Annotated in this window: 14 protein-coding genes and 1 riboswitch; of the genes, 4 read left to right on the top strand and 10 right to left on the bottom strand. The window is 48.9% G+C overall.

Features of this window, described 5'->3' with window-relative positions; genetic code table 11:
• Positions 1-139: 139 nt before the first annotated feature.
• The 6 genes from thiE to ACO0K2_RS00115 form a co-directional block, all read right to left on the bottom strand.
• Positions 140-769: a thiamine phosphate synthase gene (thiE, locus tag ACO0K2_RS00140; RefSeq protein ID WP_423014512.1), complete on the bottom strand. Its 630-nt coding sequence runs from the start codon at positions 767-769 to the stop codon at positions 140-142.
• Positions 762-1574, bottom strand: coding sequence for a bifunctional hydroxymethylpyrimidine kinase/phosphomethylpyrimidine kinase (gene thiD, locus ACO0K2_RS00135; RefSeq protein WP_423014510.1), 813 nt, complete (start codon positions 1572-1574; stop codon positions 762-764). Before thiD ends, thiE begins: the two co-directional genes overlap by 8 nt.
• A complete protein-coding gene (locus ACO0K2_RS00130; protein WP_423014508.1) occupies positions 1574-2359 on the bottom strand; it encodes a thiazole synthase in 786 nt (261 codons plus the stop codon). Before ACO0K2_RS00130 ends, thiD begins: the two co-directional genes overlap by 1 nt.
• 94 nt (positions 2360-2453) lie before the next feature.
• A complete protein-coding gene (thiS, locus tag ACO0K2_RS00125) occupies positions 2454-2669 on the bottom strand; it encodes a sulfur carrier protein ThiS (RefSeq protein WP_423014506.1) in 216 nt (71 codons plus the stop codon).
• Positions 2670-2674: 5 nt separating this feature from the next.
• The gene (gene thiC / locus ACO0K2_RS00120) at positions 2675-4588 is read right to left on the bottom strand and encodes a phosphomethylpyrimidine synthase ThiC (RefSeq protein WP_423014504.1); all 1914 of its coding nucleotides are present in this window, start codon (positions 4586-4588) and stop codon (positions 2675-2677) included.
• Positions 4589-4681: 93 nt separating this feature from the next.
• A riboswitch (TPP riboswitch) is annotated at positions 4682-4784 on the bottom strand.
• Between the two features lie 121 nt (positions 4785-4905).
• Positions 4906-6978: a tetratricopeptide repeat-containing diguanylate cyclase gene (locus ACO0K2_RS00115; RefSeq protein WP_423014502.1), complete on the bottom strand. Its 2073-nt coding sequence runs from the start codon at positions 6976-6978 to the stop codon at positions 4906-4908.
• A 224-nt stretch (positions 6979-7202) separates the two neighbouring features.
• Here ACO0K2_RS00115 and ACO0K2_RS00110 point away from each other — a divergent pair, with 224 nt between their 5' ends.
• Positions 7203-10028, top strand: coding sequence for a valine--tRNA ligase (locus ACO0K2_RS00110; RefSeq protein ID WP_423014500.1), 2826 nt, complete (start codon positions 7203-7205; stop codon positions 10026-10028).
• Between the two features lie 186 nt (positions 10029-10214).
• Positions 10215-10658 (top strand): DUF2147 domain-containing protein, encoded by a 444-nt coding sequence (locus ACO0K2_RS00105; RefSeq protein ID WP_423014498.1) that lies wholly within the window; start codon positions 10215-10217, stop codon positions 10656-10658.
• Positions 10659-10818: 160 nt separating this feature from the next.
• Here ACO0K2_RS00105 and ACO0K2_RS00100 read toward each other — a convergent pair whose 3' ends face one another.
• Positions 10819-11361, bottom strand: a complete 543-nt coding sequence (locus ACO0K2_RS00100) for an acyloxyacyl hydrolase (RefSeq protein ID WP_423014496.1) — start codon at positions 11359-11361, stop codon at positions 10819-10821.
• A gap of 125 nt (positions 11362-11486) precedes the next feature.
• On the opposite strand from ACO0K2_RS00100, the gene ACO0K2_RS00095 reads away from it, so the two are divergent.
• Positions 11487-12401, top strand: coding sequence for an NAD(P)-dependent oxidoreductase (locus tag ACO0K2_RS00095; RefSeq protein WP_423014494.1), 915 nt, complete (start codon positions 11487-11489; stop codon positions 12399-12401).
• 37 nt (positions 12402-12438) lie between these two features.
• Here ACO0K2_RS00095 and ACO0K2_RS00090 read toward each other — a convergent pair whose 3' ends face one another.
• Together ACO0K2_RS00090 and ACO0K2_RS00085 are read right to left on the bottom strand one after the other, a co-directional pair.
• Positions 12439-13395, bottom strand: a complete 957-nt coding sequence (locus ACO0K2_RS00090; RefSeq protein WP_423014492.1) for a glycosyltransferase family 2 protein — start codon at positions 13393-13395, stop codon at positions 12439-12441.
• A 63-nt stretch (positions 13396-13458) separates the two neighbouring features.
• Entirely contained in the window at positions 13459-14697 is a 1239-nt protein-coding gene (locus ACO0K2_RS00085; RefSeq protein ID WP_423014490.1) for a flippase, read from the bottom strand.
• Between the two features lie 456 nt (positions 14698-15153).
• On the opposite strand from ACO0K2_RS00085, the gene ACO0K2_RS00080 reads away from it, so the two are divergent.
• Positions 15154-16833 carry a long-chain-fatty-acid--CoA ligase gene (locus ACO0K2_RS00080; RefSeq protein ID WP_423014488.1) on the top strand — a complete coding sequence of 560 codons (1680 nt, stop codon included), beginning with the start codon at positions 15154-15156 and terminating at the stop codon, positions 16831-16833.
• Between the two features lie 88 nt (positions 16834-16921).
• On the opposite strand, the gene ACO0K2_RS00075 is transcribed toward ACO0K2_RS00080, so the two are convergent.
• Positions 16922-18517 carry an alkaline phosphatase D family protein gene (locus ACO0K2_RS00075; RefSeq protein WP_423014486.1) on the bottom strand — a complete coding sequence of 532 codons (1596 nt, stop codon included), beginning with the start codon at positions 18515-18517 and terminating at the stop codon, positions 16922-16924.
• Position 18518: the final 1 nt, after the last annotated feature.

Genomic DNA, 18518 nt, shown 5'->3' with positions numbered 1-18518 from the left:
CGATTATACGGGAGAGAGAGACCGCTGCGCCGTTCAATGCACCGATCTCTCGCTCAAACCTAACGTCTTTCGACCGATATCGCTATCTCATCAACAAACATGCAATTGAAGCAATATCAGGGGGTACGTCATCGTTGGGCTATTTCCCAGCGTCATCCCACAGTTGCGCAAACGACTGTGCTGCACTCTGGGGATCTGCTGCCATATAAACGCTGCTAATGACCGCCACCATCTCAGCCCCTTGTTGAACGAGCGGCTGACAATTTTCTAAGGTCATGCCACCAATCACTACCTTCGGTATGTGCCACGTCGCACCTGCGGTTGACACAATCTCATACGGTGTCGTCACTGCGTACTTTTTAATTCGTGAAGGATAAAATCCACCAAAGGCAATGTAGCTTGCGCCCTGCGTGACTGCTTGCTGTGCGAGTGAGAGATCTCCGTAACAGGATGCACCCACAATTTTATCGGGGCCAACGAGTGATCGTACCGCTGCAACAGACATGTCCGTCCCACCAACATGAAGCCCATCAGCATCTAAGGCTAAGAATAAATCGAGATGGTCATTGATGATGAACGGCTTTTGATATTGCCGACACAACTGTTGCAAGGCCTGGGCTTGTTCTTGGCGTAATGCAGGGCTCGCTGTTTTGTGGCGGTACTGAACAATATTGGCTCCACCTTGTAGGGCCTGCTCTGTGACTGACAACAATCTCTCTGTCTCATCCCAGTCTGGGGTGACAATATATAACCCGCTTAATTTAGTCATATTGATCATTTCTTCTTTCTCGTTGAGGGATCAACTGCCCTGGCGCGATCGCATAGGCGTGTGCCAGCGATGCCTGAGTGTAGCGCTGCGCTTGATCCAATGCCCGCGGTAGCGAATCACCCATAGCAAGGCGACCAGCAATCGCTGATGCGAGTGTGCAACCGCTTCCATGAAATTCGCCCGCTAGCTTTGGCCATCGCCACTCTTGGGTCGCCTGCAAATGCTGGGTCTGGTACCAACTATTTCTCACCTGATCCTCGCATCCATGCCCTCCCTTTACCAACACATCTGCCGATGTGCTCAGCAATAGCGCCTGCGCTTGCGCATCCACACCGTCCGCGCTTGCTGATAAACGCGACAACTCAGGCAAATTAGGCGTAATCAGTGTGGCAACCGATAACAAAGGCTGGATTGCCTCAATGGCGTCATCAAGCGAGAGGCGATCACCTTGTCCACTTCCCAGAACTGGGTCGACAATGACGTGCAGTTGAGGACGTTTTTGTCGCAACTGTTCGATAAAACGCGCAATCGCCGCTGCATTTTTTTTGTGAGCGACAATACCGATTTTAACCACAGACACAGGGATCTTCGCCACGAGCGTCATCGCTTGCTGAAGGATGATCTGTGCGTCTACGGCATGCACCGCATAAGCGTGATCGTTGTCTTGTACGGTCAGGGCGGTGATGACAGGCAAAGCATGCGCTCCTTGCGCAGCGATCGCTTCAATATCGGCCTGAATACCCGCGCCACCGCTCGGGTCATGCCCCGCAAACACGAGAACACAGGGGCGTTGTGCGCGCGTCATCAGACAATACGCCCTGCCATAGGGGAAGACGGCGAGGCGGCAAACTTACGTGCCATTCGTCCTGCCAGAAAAGCCTCTCTTCCCGCCTCCACCGCCAATCCCATTGCGCGGGCCATACGCACCGGATCACGAGCACCCGCAATGGCTGTGTTCATCAATACGCCATCACAGCCTAATTCCATGGCAATCGCTGCATCGGAAGCGGTTCCTACGCCAGCATCGACCAACACGGGCACCTTCGCCTGTTCGATGATTAAGGATAAATTCCATGGGTTCAAAATCCCCATCCCCGATCCAATCAGCGATGCTAGAGGCATGACAGCAACACAGCCGATCTCTTCGAGCATTTTGGCTTGAATAGGATCGTCGCTGCAGTAGACCATCACATCAAATCCGTCTTTCACCAGCGTTTTTGCTGCTTTCAAGGTTTCAGGCATATTGGGAAATAGCGTCTTTTCATCCCCCAGCACCTCGAGTTTACATAGTTTGTGTCCACCTAATAATTCACGCCCCAACTGCAAGGTGTAGACAGCGTCTTCAGCGTTATAACATCCCGCAGAATTAGGTAAGATCGTATAGCGGGAAGGTGGTACCACATCGAGTAAACTCGGCGCGTGGGGGTCTTGTCCGATGTTCACGCGTCGGATCGCGACGGTAATGATCTCGGCACCTGCCGCCTCGGTTGCTAATCGTGTTTGTTCAAGATCTTTGTATTTACCGCTACCGACCAATAAACGAGAGCGGTAGGTTTTTCCGGCAATGGTAAAGCCGTCTGTTGTTTGCATTTGATTTCCTTTGTTCACATCACGCTTGAACGATGCTGCTCATCCACGCTAGAGGTCTGGGCAACATCTTTTTGTATTCGGCTACAATGAGCGATCACCCACCACCAATCGCGCGGACGATATCAACTTTGTCCTCGCGTTGCAGTAACAAGCCACTCCACTGACTACGGGGAATAATGTGGCGATTCACTGCGACAGCGATGTTTTTTTCACGTAGCGCCAGCACACCGATCAGGTCATCAATCGTGTGACCGAACATCACTTGATACGCGCTGCCATTGAGCTCTATGTCAAATTCCAAATCCATCATGACGCTCACTGTTTTCGATAAAGTTCCGCACCGCTTTTCACAAATTCAACGGCTTTCACTTCCATGCCTTGCTTGAGCGCGGCGATCTCGGAGATCCCTTGATTGGCGGCATAGTCGCGTACTTCTTGCGTAATTTTCATGGAACAGAAATGTGGACCACACATTGAACAAAAATGGGCTACTTTGGCAGAATCTTTTGGCAAGGTTTCGTCATGAAATTCACGTGCTTTATCTGGGTCGAGACCAATGTTGAACTGGTCCTCCCAGCGGAACTCAAAGCGGGCCTTCGACAATGCGTTGTCGCGGATCTGTGCACCTGGGTGTCCTTTGGCGAGATCGGCAGCATGCGCCGCAATTTTGTAAGTGATGATGCCGTCTTTGACGTCAACTTTATTGGGCAATCCTAGATGTTCTTTAGGAGTGACATAGCACAGCATCGCCGTACCATACCAACCGATTTGGGCAGCACCAATACCGGACGTGATATGGTCATAGCCAGGTGCGATATCCGTCGTCAATGGTCCCAGCGTGTAAAACGGCGCTTCGTGACATTGCTCCAGCTGCAAATCCATATTTTCTTTGATCAAATGCATCGGCACATGACCAGGACCTTCGATCATGACTTGCACGTCATGTTTCCAAGCGATTTGGGTTAATTCACCCAAGGTTTTTAATTCACCCAATTGGGCTTCATCATTGGCATCGTAAATCGAGCCAGGACGCAGACCATCGCCGAGACTAAACGAGACATCATAGGCTTTCATGATCTCGCAAATTTCTTCAAAGTGTTCGTACAAAAAGCTCTCTTTGTGATGCGCCAAACACCATTTCGCCATAATCGATCCACCGCGAGAGACGATGCCGGTCATCCGCTTGGCGGTTAATGGCACATACTGCAAACGAACACCTGCATGGATCGTAAAATAATCGACGCCCTGCTCCGCCTGCTCAATCAAAGTATCGCGGAAAATTTCCCACGTAAGGTCTTCGGCTTTGCCATTCACCTTTTCAAGTGCTTGGTAAATAGGGACAGTACCAATCGGGACGGGCGAGTTACGGATAATCCATTCGCGTGTTTCATGAATGTGCTTGCCTGTCGACAGATCCATGACATTGTCGCCACCCCAACGAATCGCCCACGTCATTTTTTCTACCTCTTCGCCGATGGACGAAGTGACGGCAGAGTTACCAATATTAGCATTAATTTTCACTAAGAAATTCCGGCCAATAATCATCGGCTCGACTTCAGGATGATTAATGTTGGCAGGAATAATCGCACGACCTCGAGCGACTTCAGAACGGACAAATTCCGGTGTGATTTCTGCTGGAATCGCTGCACCAAAAGACTGTCCTGGATGCTGACGCCCCATCATCTCGGCCAGCTTGTTCCCCATTGGACCCGATGCTTTTAGATTGGCGAGATACTCTTTACGTTGCAGATTTTCACGGATCGCAATGTATTCCATTTCTGGCGTGATAATGCCTTGGCGCGCATAGTGCATCTGCGATACGTTTTTACCCGCTTTGGCGCGACGCGGCAGACGTTTAAGATTAAAACGTAATTCAGCTAATTGTGGATCATTGAGCCGTTTCTGGCCATATTTGGAAGTCGGTCCAGATAATTCTTCGGTATCGTTCCGCTCTGCAATCCATGCGCCGCGCACAGAGGGCAAACCGGAGCGAATATCGATGCTGACGTTGGGATCGGTATAGGGTCCCGATGTGTCGTAGACATAAATCGGGGGATTCTTTTCTGCACCAAAAGAAGCGGGGGTATCAGATTGGCTGATCTCACGCATCGGTACGCGGATGTCGGGACGACTACCTTGAATATAGACTTTACGGGAATTAGGCAGCGGTGCGATTGCTGCTTCATCGACTGTCGCTGTTGCAGACAGAAACTTCGGATTGGCGTTCATGTAGTTTGGCTCCTTTGCTTGTTGGCATGGAGCCAGCAAAGGAGTTTCTAAAAACACAGTGCGCGCATGACAAACAGCAACAACCATCACGGGCACGATTTTTAGCGGCTTCCCTTCGCTGGCATTATCCAGATCAGGTTCGAGGGTATTTCTCACCCGATATCACACATCGATATCAGGACCCCTAGCATTGTTTTACGTCACAGCGTGTCGTTTTAGTTTCACGCTATCGTCGTGCCAACATTATATCGCTAATTGCACAAATTTAAATAAAAAGAAATCACGTGTCAGCCATTCTCTATGACGTCATTCTGTGTTTAATGACTGACGTCACGCTTCGGTGGCCCCATCACTTCGACCAACTCAACAATCCCTCTGCTGACAGCTGCGGCCAAATCCTCTTCAAAATAGGGCATCGCTACATCAGCATCCACCAGCACCCGGGTAACGCCGTAAGCGCGATTGCGACCGTTCGCTTTTCCCAAATAAAGCGCCATATCAGCGATCTGAAGTGCTTTTTCCCAATTCAGTTTTTCCTCTGGAATCGTTGAAAACGGTAATGAAATAAATCCTGCTGTCATCGTTACTTGGATCGGATGACCGTTCGTCGTGATTGATGTGTCGCCCACTGAATGCAGAACTCGCTCAACGAGAACAGCAATCTGAGAAGGATCTGATTTTGGCGAATACACTAAAAATTCTTCGCCACCCCAACGTAACACGCGATCCGTGTCACGCACCGCTTTACGCAATCGCTGAGCGACCTCTGCTAAGACTGTATCCCCCGCAGCATGGCCAAACGTATCGTTGATTTGCTTAAAATGATCAATATCAAGCAGAATGAGACAATCAGGGTTCCCTTCTCGGGCTTCGCGACGATCTGCATTTATTTGCGCCACACGTGCATTCATCAATTCGACAAAGGACCGCCGATTATGTAAGCCAGTCAATGGGTCATGAATAGCATGAAATTCAAGTTGTGTATTTGCTTCACGTAGTTGCTTATTAACGCGTTGAACGCGGCGGTATAGCAAGAAAATAAAAATACCACCCATCACCGTTACAAGCGCACCAAGCAAAGTGATCACTTGCTGCAATTGATGGTTACGAATTTCGGCATCTTTTAGCGCATTTTCTTTCGCCAGTAATTCAATTTGTTTTTGTCGTTGTCCCGCGTTAAATTGCTCCTGCAACGAAGCAACGGCCTTTGATCGATCCGAGCGAAATAATTCGTCACTTAGTTTTTGCTGTTGGCGCAAAGTGGCCAATGCATCTTTGTACATCCCTGCCCGCTCGTACGTATTCGCTAATTCACCGATAATGCCTTCTGCATCTGACTTCTGTCCAGATTCCATCATGTCATGAATCACAGCATTGACCATCTCAACGCCTTGCTGCATTTTTCCTTGACCAGCAAGAGAAAAGCCAAGATTCACACGCGCAATGTAAATGGATTGTTTATCGCCGAGCTCTTCAGACCGCTGTAAACCTTGTCGCGCATAAATCTCAGCCTGCTTGTATTCATTGAGGGTGAGATAGTGGTCGCTGATGTTGATGAGGGAAATGACCTCATTGGTTATCATTCCAGCATCACGAGAAACTTTTAACGCTCTTTTATATGCTTCAATCGACTTGTCGTTCTGATTCAGCATCGAGTAGGCAATCCCTTGGCTGATACTCAGCGAGACCAACACCTTCGGCGCCCTCGCCAAAGGAGAAATATCAAGCGCCTCCTCCACCGTCGCCAAGGCTTTTTCTGGATCTTTCATATTGATATACAACTTAGCGATTGCATCAAGTCGACGGATCCGGTGCTGAACCTTACGGGAAGGCATATCATCGCTTAACTTCAGTGCCTCCAACATGTACTTCAATGAGGAATCAAAGTTTCCGAGGAGATAATGGACGGTGCCAAAAGCACTGTCTAGTCGGAGCCGTACCTCAACGGGCGTGTCGGGGGAAAGGGCTTCCTGAATGGCATTGAGCCGGCTCAAGCCCTCCTGAAGCTTGCCATGATCAATGATTTGGTAGACCAGCATGATTTGGCCGATGCGCATGCCAGCCGCATCGTTCTCTGCCGTTGCCAATGATACTAATTCGTTAATTGTCGCCGTACTGGATTGAATTTTTCCTGCGTCATAATATAAATCGACCAGCACTTTGAGTGTTTGCAGTCGCACCTGAACAGGTGTGGAAGCCGTTTGTTTCTGCTTGAGCTCCAGAAGGCGTTTGAGTGCTTCTGTGTTGTCGGTGTCGCCGATGGTCTGAATACTAGCAATTTGTGCAAGTTCGGCACTGTCGTCAGCGTACGCGACATGTCCACTGAGCAACAAACTCAGTAGGAAACAGACCAAAAAACGCAAGATCATCTGCAACTGTTTATTCACCATAGGTAGTCATTTCGCAGTCAAAGCGTGAAGATCACTATGCATTGCATCCTACCACTATAAGTGCAAATAAGAAAAAAATGACAGCAAAACCAAGATTTTCATTTGAACAAGTCGTTAATGCTCCACATCCATTTATTTTTTAGGAGAAATGCCAGACGATTGCGGCTTCAAGAGCGTCACTGTCATTTATAATCAACGGTTTAGCACACTACTAACAGATCATCATGGAATTAGCGAAGTCTTTCGAACCAGCAGAAATCGAACAATATTGGCGCTCTGAATGGGAGCAACGCGGCTATTTCGCGGCCAGCATGGATGATGGCAAACCGTCATTTTCTATTTTGTTACCACCACCAAACGTCACTGGCACCCTGCACATGGGGCATGCGTTCAATCAAACCATCATGGATGGCTTGACACGTTACTACCGGATGCGTGGTCATAATACCGCTTGGGTTCCAGGGACAGATCATGCCGGGATTGCAACACAAATCGTGGTGGAGCGCCAATTAGATGCGCAAAAGATTTCCCGTCATGATCTCGGTCGCGAAAAGTTTTTAGAAAAAGTCTGGGAATGGAAAGAAAAATCTGGCTCGACCATTACGGGTCAGATGCGTCGCCTGGGTGCATCGGCAGATTGGGATCGTGAATATTTCACCATGGACTCCGAGCGCTCCAAGGTTGTCACCGAGGTGTTTGTGCGCTTGGTTGAGCAAGGTCTGATCTACCGTGGTAAACGCCTCGTCAACTGGGATCCTGTCTTGGGCACTGCCGTATCTGATCTGGAAGTCGTGTCGGAAGAAGAAGACGGCTTTATGTGGCACATCCGCTACCCATTTGCGGATGGCACGGGTCATTTGACCGTTGCAACAACTCGTCCAGAAACACTGCTGGGTGACGTGGCCGTCGCGGTCGACCCGACGGATGAGCGTTATATCCATCTGGTTGGCAAAATGCTCAAATTGCCACTGACCGACCGCGAGATTCCTATCATTGCTGATAGTTATGTCGATAAAGAATTTGGTACTGGCTGCGTAAAGATCACTCCAGCACATGATCTGAACGACTATGCCGTTGGTCAACGCCATCAATTGGCGATGATCTGTATCATGACACTTGATGCCAAAATCAATGAAAACGCGCCTGCTGCCTATCAAGGCATGGACCGTTTTGTCGCACGTAAGCAAATCGTTGCCGATCTTGATGCACAAGGCTTGTTAGCCGAAGTCAAACCGCACAAGTTAATGGTGCCACGCGGTGACCGTACGAACGTCATCATCGAGCCAATGCTGACAGACCAATGGTTCATGGCAATGAGTAAGCCAGCGCCAGAAGGAACGCATTTCCCTGGCAAATCGATCGCTGAAGTCGCTTTAGAAAAAGTCGCCTCCGGAGAGATTAAGTTCGTCCCTGAAAACTGGACCACGACCTATAACCAATGGCTCAACAATATCCAAGATTGGTGTATTTCACGCCAATTGTGGTGGGGACATCAGATTCCAGCCTGGTATGGTGACAACGGTGAAGTGTTCGTTGCCCGCAATGAAGAAGACGCTAAGGTCAAAGCGGCGGCGGCTGGCTACACTGGTGCATTGAAGCGTGATGACGACGTGCTCGATACCTGGTTCTCCTCGGCGTTAGTGCCGTTCTCCACCATGGGCTGGCCAGAAGAAACGCCAGACATGAAGCACTTCTTGCCCTCCTCCGTGCTGGTCACAGGCTTTGACATTATTTTCTTCTGGGTTGCGCGAATGGTCATGATGACCACGCACTTTACCGGAAAAATCCCGTTCAACACCGTGTACGTGCATGGTCTTGTGCGTGATTCCAGCGGTCAGAAAATGTCGAAATCAAAAGGAAACACGCTCGATCCGATCGATCTGATCGATGGTATCAATGTCGATGATCTGGTCGCAAAACGGACTGTAGGTTTGATGAATCCGAAGCAAGCGGCGGCAATTGAAAAAGCAACCCGCAAAGAATACGCTGATGGTATTCAGGCATACGGCACTGACGCGATCCGCTTCACGATGGCGAGCTATGCTTCCCTCGGACGTAACATCAACTTCGATCTCGCCCGTTGTGAAGGCTACCGTAATTTCTGCAATAAGCTGTGGAATGCAACGCGCTTTGTTTTGATGAACACGGAAGGGAAAGATTGCGGATTCGGCGCGGAGATCACTGACGCGGATCTGGACTATTCTCTGGCGGATAAATGGATTATCTCCACACTGCAACGCGCTGAAGCCGACATTGAAAAAGGCTTTAGTGAGTTCCGTTTCGACAATATCTCGTCTGCTATTTACAAGTTTGTTTGGGACGAATATTGCGACTGGTACCTCGAAGTGTCAAAAGTTCAGGTACAACACGGCACAGAAGCACAGCAACGTGCAACACGCCGCACTTTATTGCGCGTATTGGAAGTTATCCTGCGTTTGGCCCACCCTATCATCCCATTCGTGACAGAAGCGCTGTGGCAGACCGTAGCACCATTAGCGGGCAAGCAATTGAATGCGGCTGGTGATTCCATTATGGTTCAGCCTTATCCGTTGTTCGTTGCAGCCAATGTGGACGAATCAGCAGAAGCATGGATGCACGCACTCAAAGCAATGACCGACGCTTGCCGCAACTTGCGTGGTGAAATGCAGTTGTCGCCCGCATTGCGTGTACCACTGCTGTTGCAAGCAGCCAATGCGGATGACAAAGCACGTCTGCAATCCTTTGCACCGTACCTGCAAGCCTTGGCAAAATTGTCTGAGGTCGACGTCGTCGACAGCTTGCCAGAGTCACCTGCACCTGTTTCTATCGTCGGCGAATCGAAATTGATGCTCAAAGTCGAAATCGACGTCGCTGCAGAACGTGAACGTTTATCGAAAGAAATCACACGTTTGGAAACAGAGATTGCCAAAGCAGAAGTCAAACTGAGCAATGAAAGTTTCGTCGCCCGCGCACCTGCAGCCGTTGTCGCACAAGAGAAAGAAAGAATGGCCAACTTCTCAGCGACGCTGGCAAAACTGCGCGAGCAATTCTCTAAATTGCCTACCGCCTAGTTTTACGCAAAAGTATTGTTAAGCGATTGTTAAAGGACTTGCTCTAAAATTTTGTACGTGGTGATGCACTTCACCACGTACAATTAATTTTCACAGTACAGCACCTGCGTCAAGATCAATGCATAAACGACGCGGGATGATGAAAAACAAAGCGACAGAACCATCGACTTTTACATCGGAGACACCATGAAAAAAACCGGACTCATTGCCATCCTTTTTGCCATCGCATTCGCACCACTTGCTCATGCAGAAGATTCCCCTGTTGGTCTGTGGAAAAACATCGACGACAAAACAGGTAAGCCAAAAGCATTGATCCGTATCACGGAATCCGGTGGCGAATTGCAGGGCAAGATTGAGCGGCTGTTCCTGGAAGGTGAAGCAGATAAAAATCCAAAATGCGATAAATGCGAAGGCGTCAATAAAGACCAACCGATCATTGGCATGACGATTTTGTTTGGTTTAAAAAAGGATGGAGACGAGTACTCAGGTGGCAAAATCCTGGATCCAGGTAGTGGAAAACTCTACAGCAGTAAAATCACTCCCATAGAAAATTACAAAAAACTGAATGTACGCGGCTATATCGGCACACCATTCATTGGTCGCTCACAGATTTGGGTCAGAGAGCAATAATTTTCTCACGAAGCGTCAGATCTAATAAAAAAGGGAGCGAAAGCTCCCTTTTTTTGCATGCGTGGCCTTGACTTCGTCGGTCTCAGTGATCAAGTCGATTGAATCAGAAATCAATCACCTTAATCACATTAACCACATCCATCAACGCAAACCACCCACATTAGAAACTATGTCCTACCTTGATCACAGCCAAGTTAGCACCAGGATTAGGATGTTTAATCGCACCGTTAGAGAAATGCTGGACTTTCAATGCCACATCCCAACCATTGTTAAAGACATAGCCGACACCTAAGTGATCACCGAACTGAAAGGCGGTAGAAAACTGACGATTGTTATTGCTGTAAATGTGTGAGAACAAATGAATACCGACCGCTGCTTCACCGTAAAGGCCTTTACGGCTGTCATTCTGAAAACGGAATACAGGTGTAATGCCGATATCTGTGATGTTTTGTGTATCCCCTGGAATCCCTTTGTAGGCGTTATTGCGCCATTGGGTCAGTGTGGCATCCCAATAACCGCCGATAAACGTGCCATTGGATTTGTACCATTCATTGTCCCAGTTCCACTGCGCGCCTGCTCTCACGAATTGTGAACGGTTGCCAGTGGCGACCTCACCTGACACAGAGTCGACTGCCGAAGCGCTCGCATGAACAAGCGCCATTCCCAAGCACGCTAAAAGAAGCTTTTTATTTAAGATTTTCATAGTTAAGGTCTACACATTGTCAATACAGTATCCCGAAAGAATAACATAAATCCGATGAGCGAAAACAACGGCACATGAATTGAAAAGCGTTATCATCACAAAGACATCTTCTGACCACTCATGTTATGCCGAATAAAGAACATATCGCCTTTTTGGGGCTGGGCCTCATGGGATTGCCGATGGCAACCCGCTTATGCCAAGCAGGATATCCACTCAGTGTATGGAACCGGACCATCGCCAAAGCAGCGCCACTTGCCGCCTTGGGCGCGCGCGTTGCTACCACATCTACTGACGCGGTCAAAGAGGCACAGGTCACCGCTGATATCATCATTACGATGCTCGATGCAGGTCCCGTTGTTGAAGAGGTATTACAACAGGTCCTGCCTGTCCTCAAGCCTGGCAGTATCGTCATTGATATGAGTTCAACAAAGCAGTCTGAAGCGCAGCATTTTCACGCGTTATTACAAGAACACGGTGTCATATTCATCGACGCTCCCGTTTCGGGTGGCGTGATTGGCGCGCAACAGGGACAGTTGGCGATTATGGCGGGCGCCAGTGATGCCAGTTTTGCAGCAGTCAGAGATATTCTGTCCGTGCTGGGTCGCCCTACTCACGTTGGCGCGCCTGGTGCCGGACAATTGGCAAAATTGTGTAACCAGCTCATCGTCGGCGGCACGATCACTATCGTCGCTGAGGCATTGCTCTTGGCACAGGCAGGTGGCGCAGATCCCGCTGCCGTCCGCCAAGCGCTTCGCGGCGGCTTTGCGGAGAGTAGGATTTTAGAGGTACATGGTCAGCGGATGCTTGATCGCACGTTCATCCCCGGTGGACAAGTAAAATCGCAAGCGAAAGACATGCGCAATATCATGGATGCGGCCCACCGTACGGGACTTGAACTACCGCTCACGGAGCATGTGACTGCACTTTTTGCTGCCTTACTGGCCGAACACCCCAGCGCTGATCATTCAGCCGCCCTGCTCGCCCTCGAGGCGAATAATCTAGGACATCGTCTGGGCACAAAAGAAAATGTCTTGCCCTGAGGTAAAGTAAAAGACGACGATTACCGTCGTCTTTCTACTATCGGCGCGGCAATACCAGCGCCAGCATATAGAGAATCACTGTCCCAAAAAAGGTCCGGTTTTCAATATCTTGTTGATACAGCCCACGTACACGCTGAAAACGTGACATCTGCTTAAACCCAGTCAGATAACGGATCGCTGCATGACATTTTTCAGGCGTATCAGGAAAGCTAGCAAGAAATGTTTTTGCCTGCGTACCTGCATTTTCCAGACTGCTACGCGCCTCTTTAAATTTCAGATGTGGGGACAAAAACAGATCGCGATAACGTCGTGTTTTCGCGCCAATTTGATTATTTTCGTGCTGTCGGTAGAGCATCGTTTGCTCTGCCACATAACCCACTTCTCCAAACGAACTAGCCACCAAAATGAGCCAGTAATCATGCATGATAGCGCCGGTAGGTACAGGGATCGCTTTGTTGATCAACGCGCGGTTCATCAGCATTGTGCAACCGGGTGCGACGTTCGAGAGAAAAATATTTTTTGGATAACGATAGCCGTCTACTTTGATTTTTTGATACGCCATAAACGACGGATGAATCGTATTGAGCGCGCTGTCGGTCACACGTAAATCAGTAAAAACAAGAAGCGGTTTGTCGTTGCCGGCTTGCGTTTCAAGTTCGAGCAACTTGGTGATCGATAACGCGATTTTATTTTCTAGCCAAATATCATCCTGGTCGGACAACATCACATACGCCGCCGTTGTGTTTTGGATTGCATAATTAAAGTTATGCACCACACCCCGCTTTTCATTGGGGACATACTTCACGTTCGGATACTGACGAGCAAGGTCTAACACGATCTCACGTGTACGATCAGTGGACATATTGTCGGAAACAATGATATCTCCGAGCGTGAATCCATCCACATTGATTTGGTTGGATAGAATCGACTGAATTTGATCAGCGATATATTTTTCTCCGTTATAAGCGGCGAGCGCAATGTCAATCGTTGGCATAAAAATTACAATTTTCTATCAATCAGTCATAAGACGTTTGCTACTCACTGAACGAACTCCCTATCAGTAAACAGCGATATGTTTTTTCTTGAGCGCGATCATCATCGCTGCCGTAATACCTATTTCCGTCACATATAAACTGATGATCAGTCCATCGGTATGGAATTGGTAAGTCAGGTAACTTGCGTAAAGGGCATGCAAAGGACCTGCAATCAAATAAATTTTACTCAGAATAACGCTCTGCCCAACGGCTTGAAAACGCCATTGCGACAAAATGGTAGCAACGGCAATGATGACCGGTAAAAATGCCAGCGAGCGTAGGTACAACGCTGCAGGAACAAAGCCAGCACCCAGATAATGGCGTGCGATGATATCCGCTCCAAAAAACATCACCAGCCCACAGATCAGCTCCATCGAGATTAAAAACATGCCTCCTTTTTTAATCATGTGCGAAACAGAAGACTGATCGTTTTGCTCGTGCAACACGACGACGCGCGGAAAAAATACCGACGCCACGGGCTGTATCAAACCTTGCGCGGCAAGCCGCAGCTTATCTGTCGCATAGAAAAATGCGGCTTGCTCCGCGCCTGCGAACATACCAATCAAGATACCGTTCACGGTCGTATAAAAACTGGTTGAGATGTTCGACAAAAACACCGCCCAGCCTTCACTCAGCATCTGCTTCATCTGGTGCAAACTCACCGGTGCGATCCTTATCAACTGCTGTTGCCACGCATAATAGAACGAAAACACAGCAGCAATCATGCCAGGGATATTTTGTAGCGCGGCAGCTGTCACCACGTCCGATGAACGATGCACCCACACAAAGAAAAAGGGCAATGGCAATAACCGCGACAAGCAAATAATGACAGCAAGTGCGCGCATGCGCTCCAAACCTTGAAACATCCACGTAGGAAATAAAGCGTTACCTAACACGCCAATAAAACACGCCAGTAACACATCGTCGTGCTGAGCGATCGACGGAAACAGGATACATAACCCAACAGACACGCCCGCAGAAACCAGCGCCAGCGCCAATTTCACGGCAATGGTATTTGCAACGACCGAGGAGATATTCTTTTTGTCATCACGGTGTATAGCGATCAACCGTGTCGCGGTGATACCAAAACCATAATCCGTGATCAGCACAAAATATTGCACAATCGCTTGAATAAAGCCAAAGCTGCCATACGTCTCATTGCCCAATACCCGCGTCAGATAAGGCAATGTCACCAGCGGAGCGAGATAAGTCACACCCTGAACGAGCATCATGTATGCAATATTTTTTTTGATGCCTGTCATCTGATCTTTCAACGTGCAAATTAGGTCACAACAAGCGACACTGCCAATCGGTCGCTATCATGCAAGACCATGGCGCCACGCCGAGTGACGTAATGAGGAGCGATGTCGGTTATTTGTTACGAAATAGCATTCATTCGGAGTATGAACGCAGTTCTGACGTGGGTCGCTATTGTCGCAGAATGCTCCGTGTTTGAGTAGCCAATCGCTACTTGCTCACCAGCATAAGCCCTTTATCGTGATCGTCCGACCATCCTTTTTTTACCCATCTATCAATATCTCAGCCATCGACAAGATGGGACAGTTTGCCTTCAAAATGCTTGCAACAGACACATTTAGACGATAGCATCAGGTGTTGGCATTCTGCGATCATTAAAAAGTACGACCATGCTTTTTTTGCTGTACCACCAATGCTAAATGACCCTACATACAAAACAACAATCAGAGACGAGGAAATATATGGATAAGTTTTGGCTGAAATCCTACCCAGAAGGGATGCCTGCGGAAATCGATGTTACGCAGTATCAGTCATTGGTGCAGTTATTAGAAGAATCATTCAAGAAATTTGCCTCCCGCAATGCGTATGCCTGTATGGGCAAATTTCTGACTTATAGTGAACTCGATGACATGTCACGCCAAGTTGCTGCATGGTTGCAACAGCGCGGTCTGAAGCAAGGTGCGCGCGTGGCGATCATGATGCCTAACGTGTTGCAATATCCTGTCGTGATGGCCGCCATCTTGCGCGCAGGTTATGCCGTAGTCAACGTCAACCCCCTCTACACACCGCGCGAACTAGAACATCAATTAACAGATTCAGGCGCTGAAGCCATTTTTATTTTGGAAAATTTTGCAACGACACTCGAACACGTGATCGGCAAAACCCAAGTAAAACATGTCGTTGTGGCGAGCATGGGCGATTTGCTCGGCGGTTTCAAAGGCACCTTGGTGAATTTCGTTGTGCGCAAAGTCAAAAAAATGGTGCCTGACTTTAGCCTGCCGACAGCAATCCGCTTTAATAAAGTGGTGGCGGAAGGCCGTCAGTTACGTTTTCAGCCTGTCACGATTACACCGTCCGACGTCGCTTTCCTGCAATACACCGGTGGGACGACTGGCGTATCGAAGGGCGCAACACTGACGCACCGAAACGTCGTTGCCAATGTGTTGCAAAATGATGCGTGGTTATCGCCAAGCATGTCCGGTCATGAGAACGAAGCCAAAATCATTGTGTGCGCGTTACCGCTGTATCACATTTTTGCGCTCACGGTGTGCAGCTTACTCGGCACCCGCGTTGGTGCAATGAACTTATTGATTCCAAATCCACGGGATATTCCGGGATTTGTGAAAGAGCTCAGTAACTACAAGGTCAACATCTTCCCTGCCGTCAATACGTTATATAACGGTCTTTTAAACAATCCAGACTTTGCGAAGCTCGACTTTTCTGGTCTTGAGATCTGTAGCGGCGGTGGTATGGCAGTACAAAAAGCCGTTGCTGATAAATGGCTGAAAGTGACAGGCTGCGCCATTGCTGAAGGTTACGGTTTATCCGAAACATCGCCAGTTGCGACAGCGAACTTGGCGAACACCAAAGAGTTCTCTGGCACGATAGGCATGCCGATTCCTTCCACAGAAATCATGATTCTCGATGATGATGGCAACCCTGTTCCATTGGGTCATCCAGGTGAAATTGCTATTCGTGGTCCACAGGTGATGGTGGGCTATTGGAATCGTCCTGATGAAACGGCGAAAGTCATGACTCCAGACGGATTCTTTAAAACCGGTGACGTGGGCATCATGGATTTCCGTGGCTACACAACGATCGTGGACCGTAAAAAGGACATGATTTTGGTGTCTGGCTTTAACGTTTATCCAAATGAAATTGAAGGCGTCGTTGCTCTTCATCCTGGCGTGCTGGAATGTGCCTGTATCGGCGTACCCGATGCCAACTCTGGTGAAGCAGTGAAGTTATTTGTAGTACGCAAAGATCCGAGCCTCACAGTTGACCAGCTCATGGACTATTGCAAAGAGCAATTCACCGCTTACAAAAAGCCGAAATACATCGAGTTCCGTATGGATTTACCAAAAACGAATGTAGGTAAAATCCTGCGCCGTGAATTGCGCGACGAGAAAAAATCGGCGTAAATCCGTCAGTATCAACACCAATGCAACACCATCCATGCTGGATTCTTCCGCTCTACAGAGAATCCAGCATGCGATCCATAAAATAAGATCACAGTTTCACAACACCTGCTTTCCCGTCCTCAACAATAAAGCTCTGCAATGTTGTTGCGCCTGAATCCACCTTCATCACGTCGTCCAGCGCAATGAAATGCGTGAGCATTTTTTTCTCTGAAATTTCCATCAGCATCCATCCACGCTTGTCGCTGCGACCAAATTTGATATGCGGGTTACGCGCAAGAATTTGATCTGTACTTTCTTGCGGACGAGAATTAGATGTAATCGACGTTCCACAAAATTCAGTGGCAATCACTGGATTTGTCGCAGACGCTCTCGCATCAAAATCACGCTTCAGATTCGCTGCGTAGAATGTATGCACGTCACCGGAAATGACCACGGGATTGGATGGTCGGTATTTTTGAAGATCATCAAATAAACGCTGACGTCCTGCCGGACAACCATCCCAACCGTCTGTCCAAAACTTCGCCTCAGGCGTATGAAAATCGGCACCCACGTCGCACTGTGCCATCAAGGTTTGCTGCGTCAGGACATTCCACTTTGCTTCTGAACTCGCGAAACCGCGCGCCAGCCATTGTTCTTGTTCTGCCCCTAATAAGGTCCGTGTTGGGTCGCGTAAGTCACTACATTCCGCGCGACTGACAATGCTTGACCCACCCTGCCCTGCCTTCACACAAGGCTGATAAGAACGGTACTGCCGATCATCAACCACATGAAACCGTGCCAACCGTCCCCAATCGTAACGATCATAAATACGCAAACGCGCAAACTGATCCGGCGTTGTCGTCACCTGCTGCAAGCGTACTGGCATGTGCTCATAAAATGCCTGATAGGCCGCTGCCCGTCGTTGGATAAAATGGGGATCAAGACGTTCATCACGGTCGTTACCATAATCATTACTGACCTCGTGATCATCCCACGTCACAATCCAAGGTGCGGCGTGATGCGCTTCTTGCAACAAAGGATCTGTTTTGTACTGAGCATATCGCGCCCGGTACTGATCCAGCGTAAAACTTTCAATATCGCGGCGTCGTGGGCGTAATGGGTGCTTTGTGTCATAAGGTCCCCACTCGTATATATAATCGCCCAAAAAAGCAACGAGATCAGGGGTCGCTTGTGCGATGTGGTGATGTGCGGCGTACTCGCCAAATTCCCAGTGCTGGCAAGATGCAACAGCCACCTTCAGACTACCGCCGATGGCATCGGTCGCAGGCGCCGTACGTGTACGGCCGTGGGGACTCACCGCATCGCCCAACATAAAGCGATACCAATACCAACGATCAGGACGTAAATCGGTCACATCGACATGAACGCTATGCGCAAGTTCAGGTAATGCAAATGCTTCGCCTTTACTCACGATACGTCTAAACGCCTCATCTTCCGCAACTTCCCAACGCACCTTATACGGCACGGGGGGTAATAACAGCGCATTCAATGGCCCTGGCAGCAATCGGGTCCACAAGACCACGCTATCTTGACGTGGAGAACCAGACGCGACACCTAACGTGAAGGGATAAGAGGTGGCACCACTTGGCAGCTGATCAGCCGCATACGAAGGAAAAGCTTGCGCCAGCGCCGCAAGTGACCCTAACTGCAAGCCACGTTGCAAAAATTGACGACGTGACCACATA

Source organism: Undibacterium sp. MH2W (genome assembly GCF_049340215.1).
In the GTDB taxonomy this organism is placed as follows: domain Bacteria; phylum Pseudomonadota; class Gammaproteobacteria; order Burkholderiales; family Burkholderiaceae_D; genus Undibacterium.
Note: the sequence above shows the minus strand (reverse complement) of the source record. Positions and strands in the feature narration are given on the sequence as shown.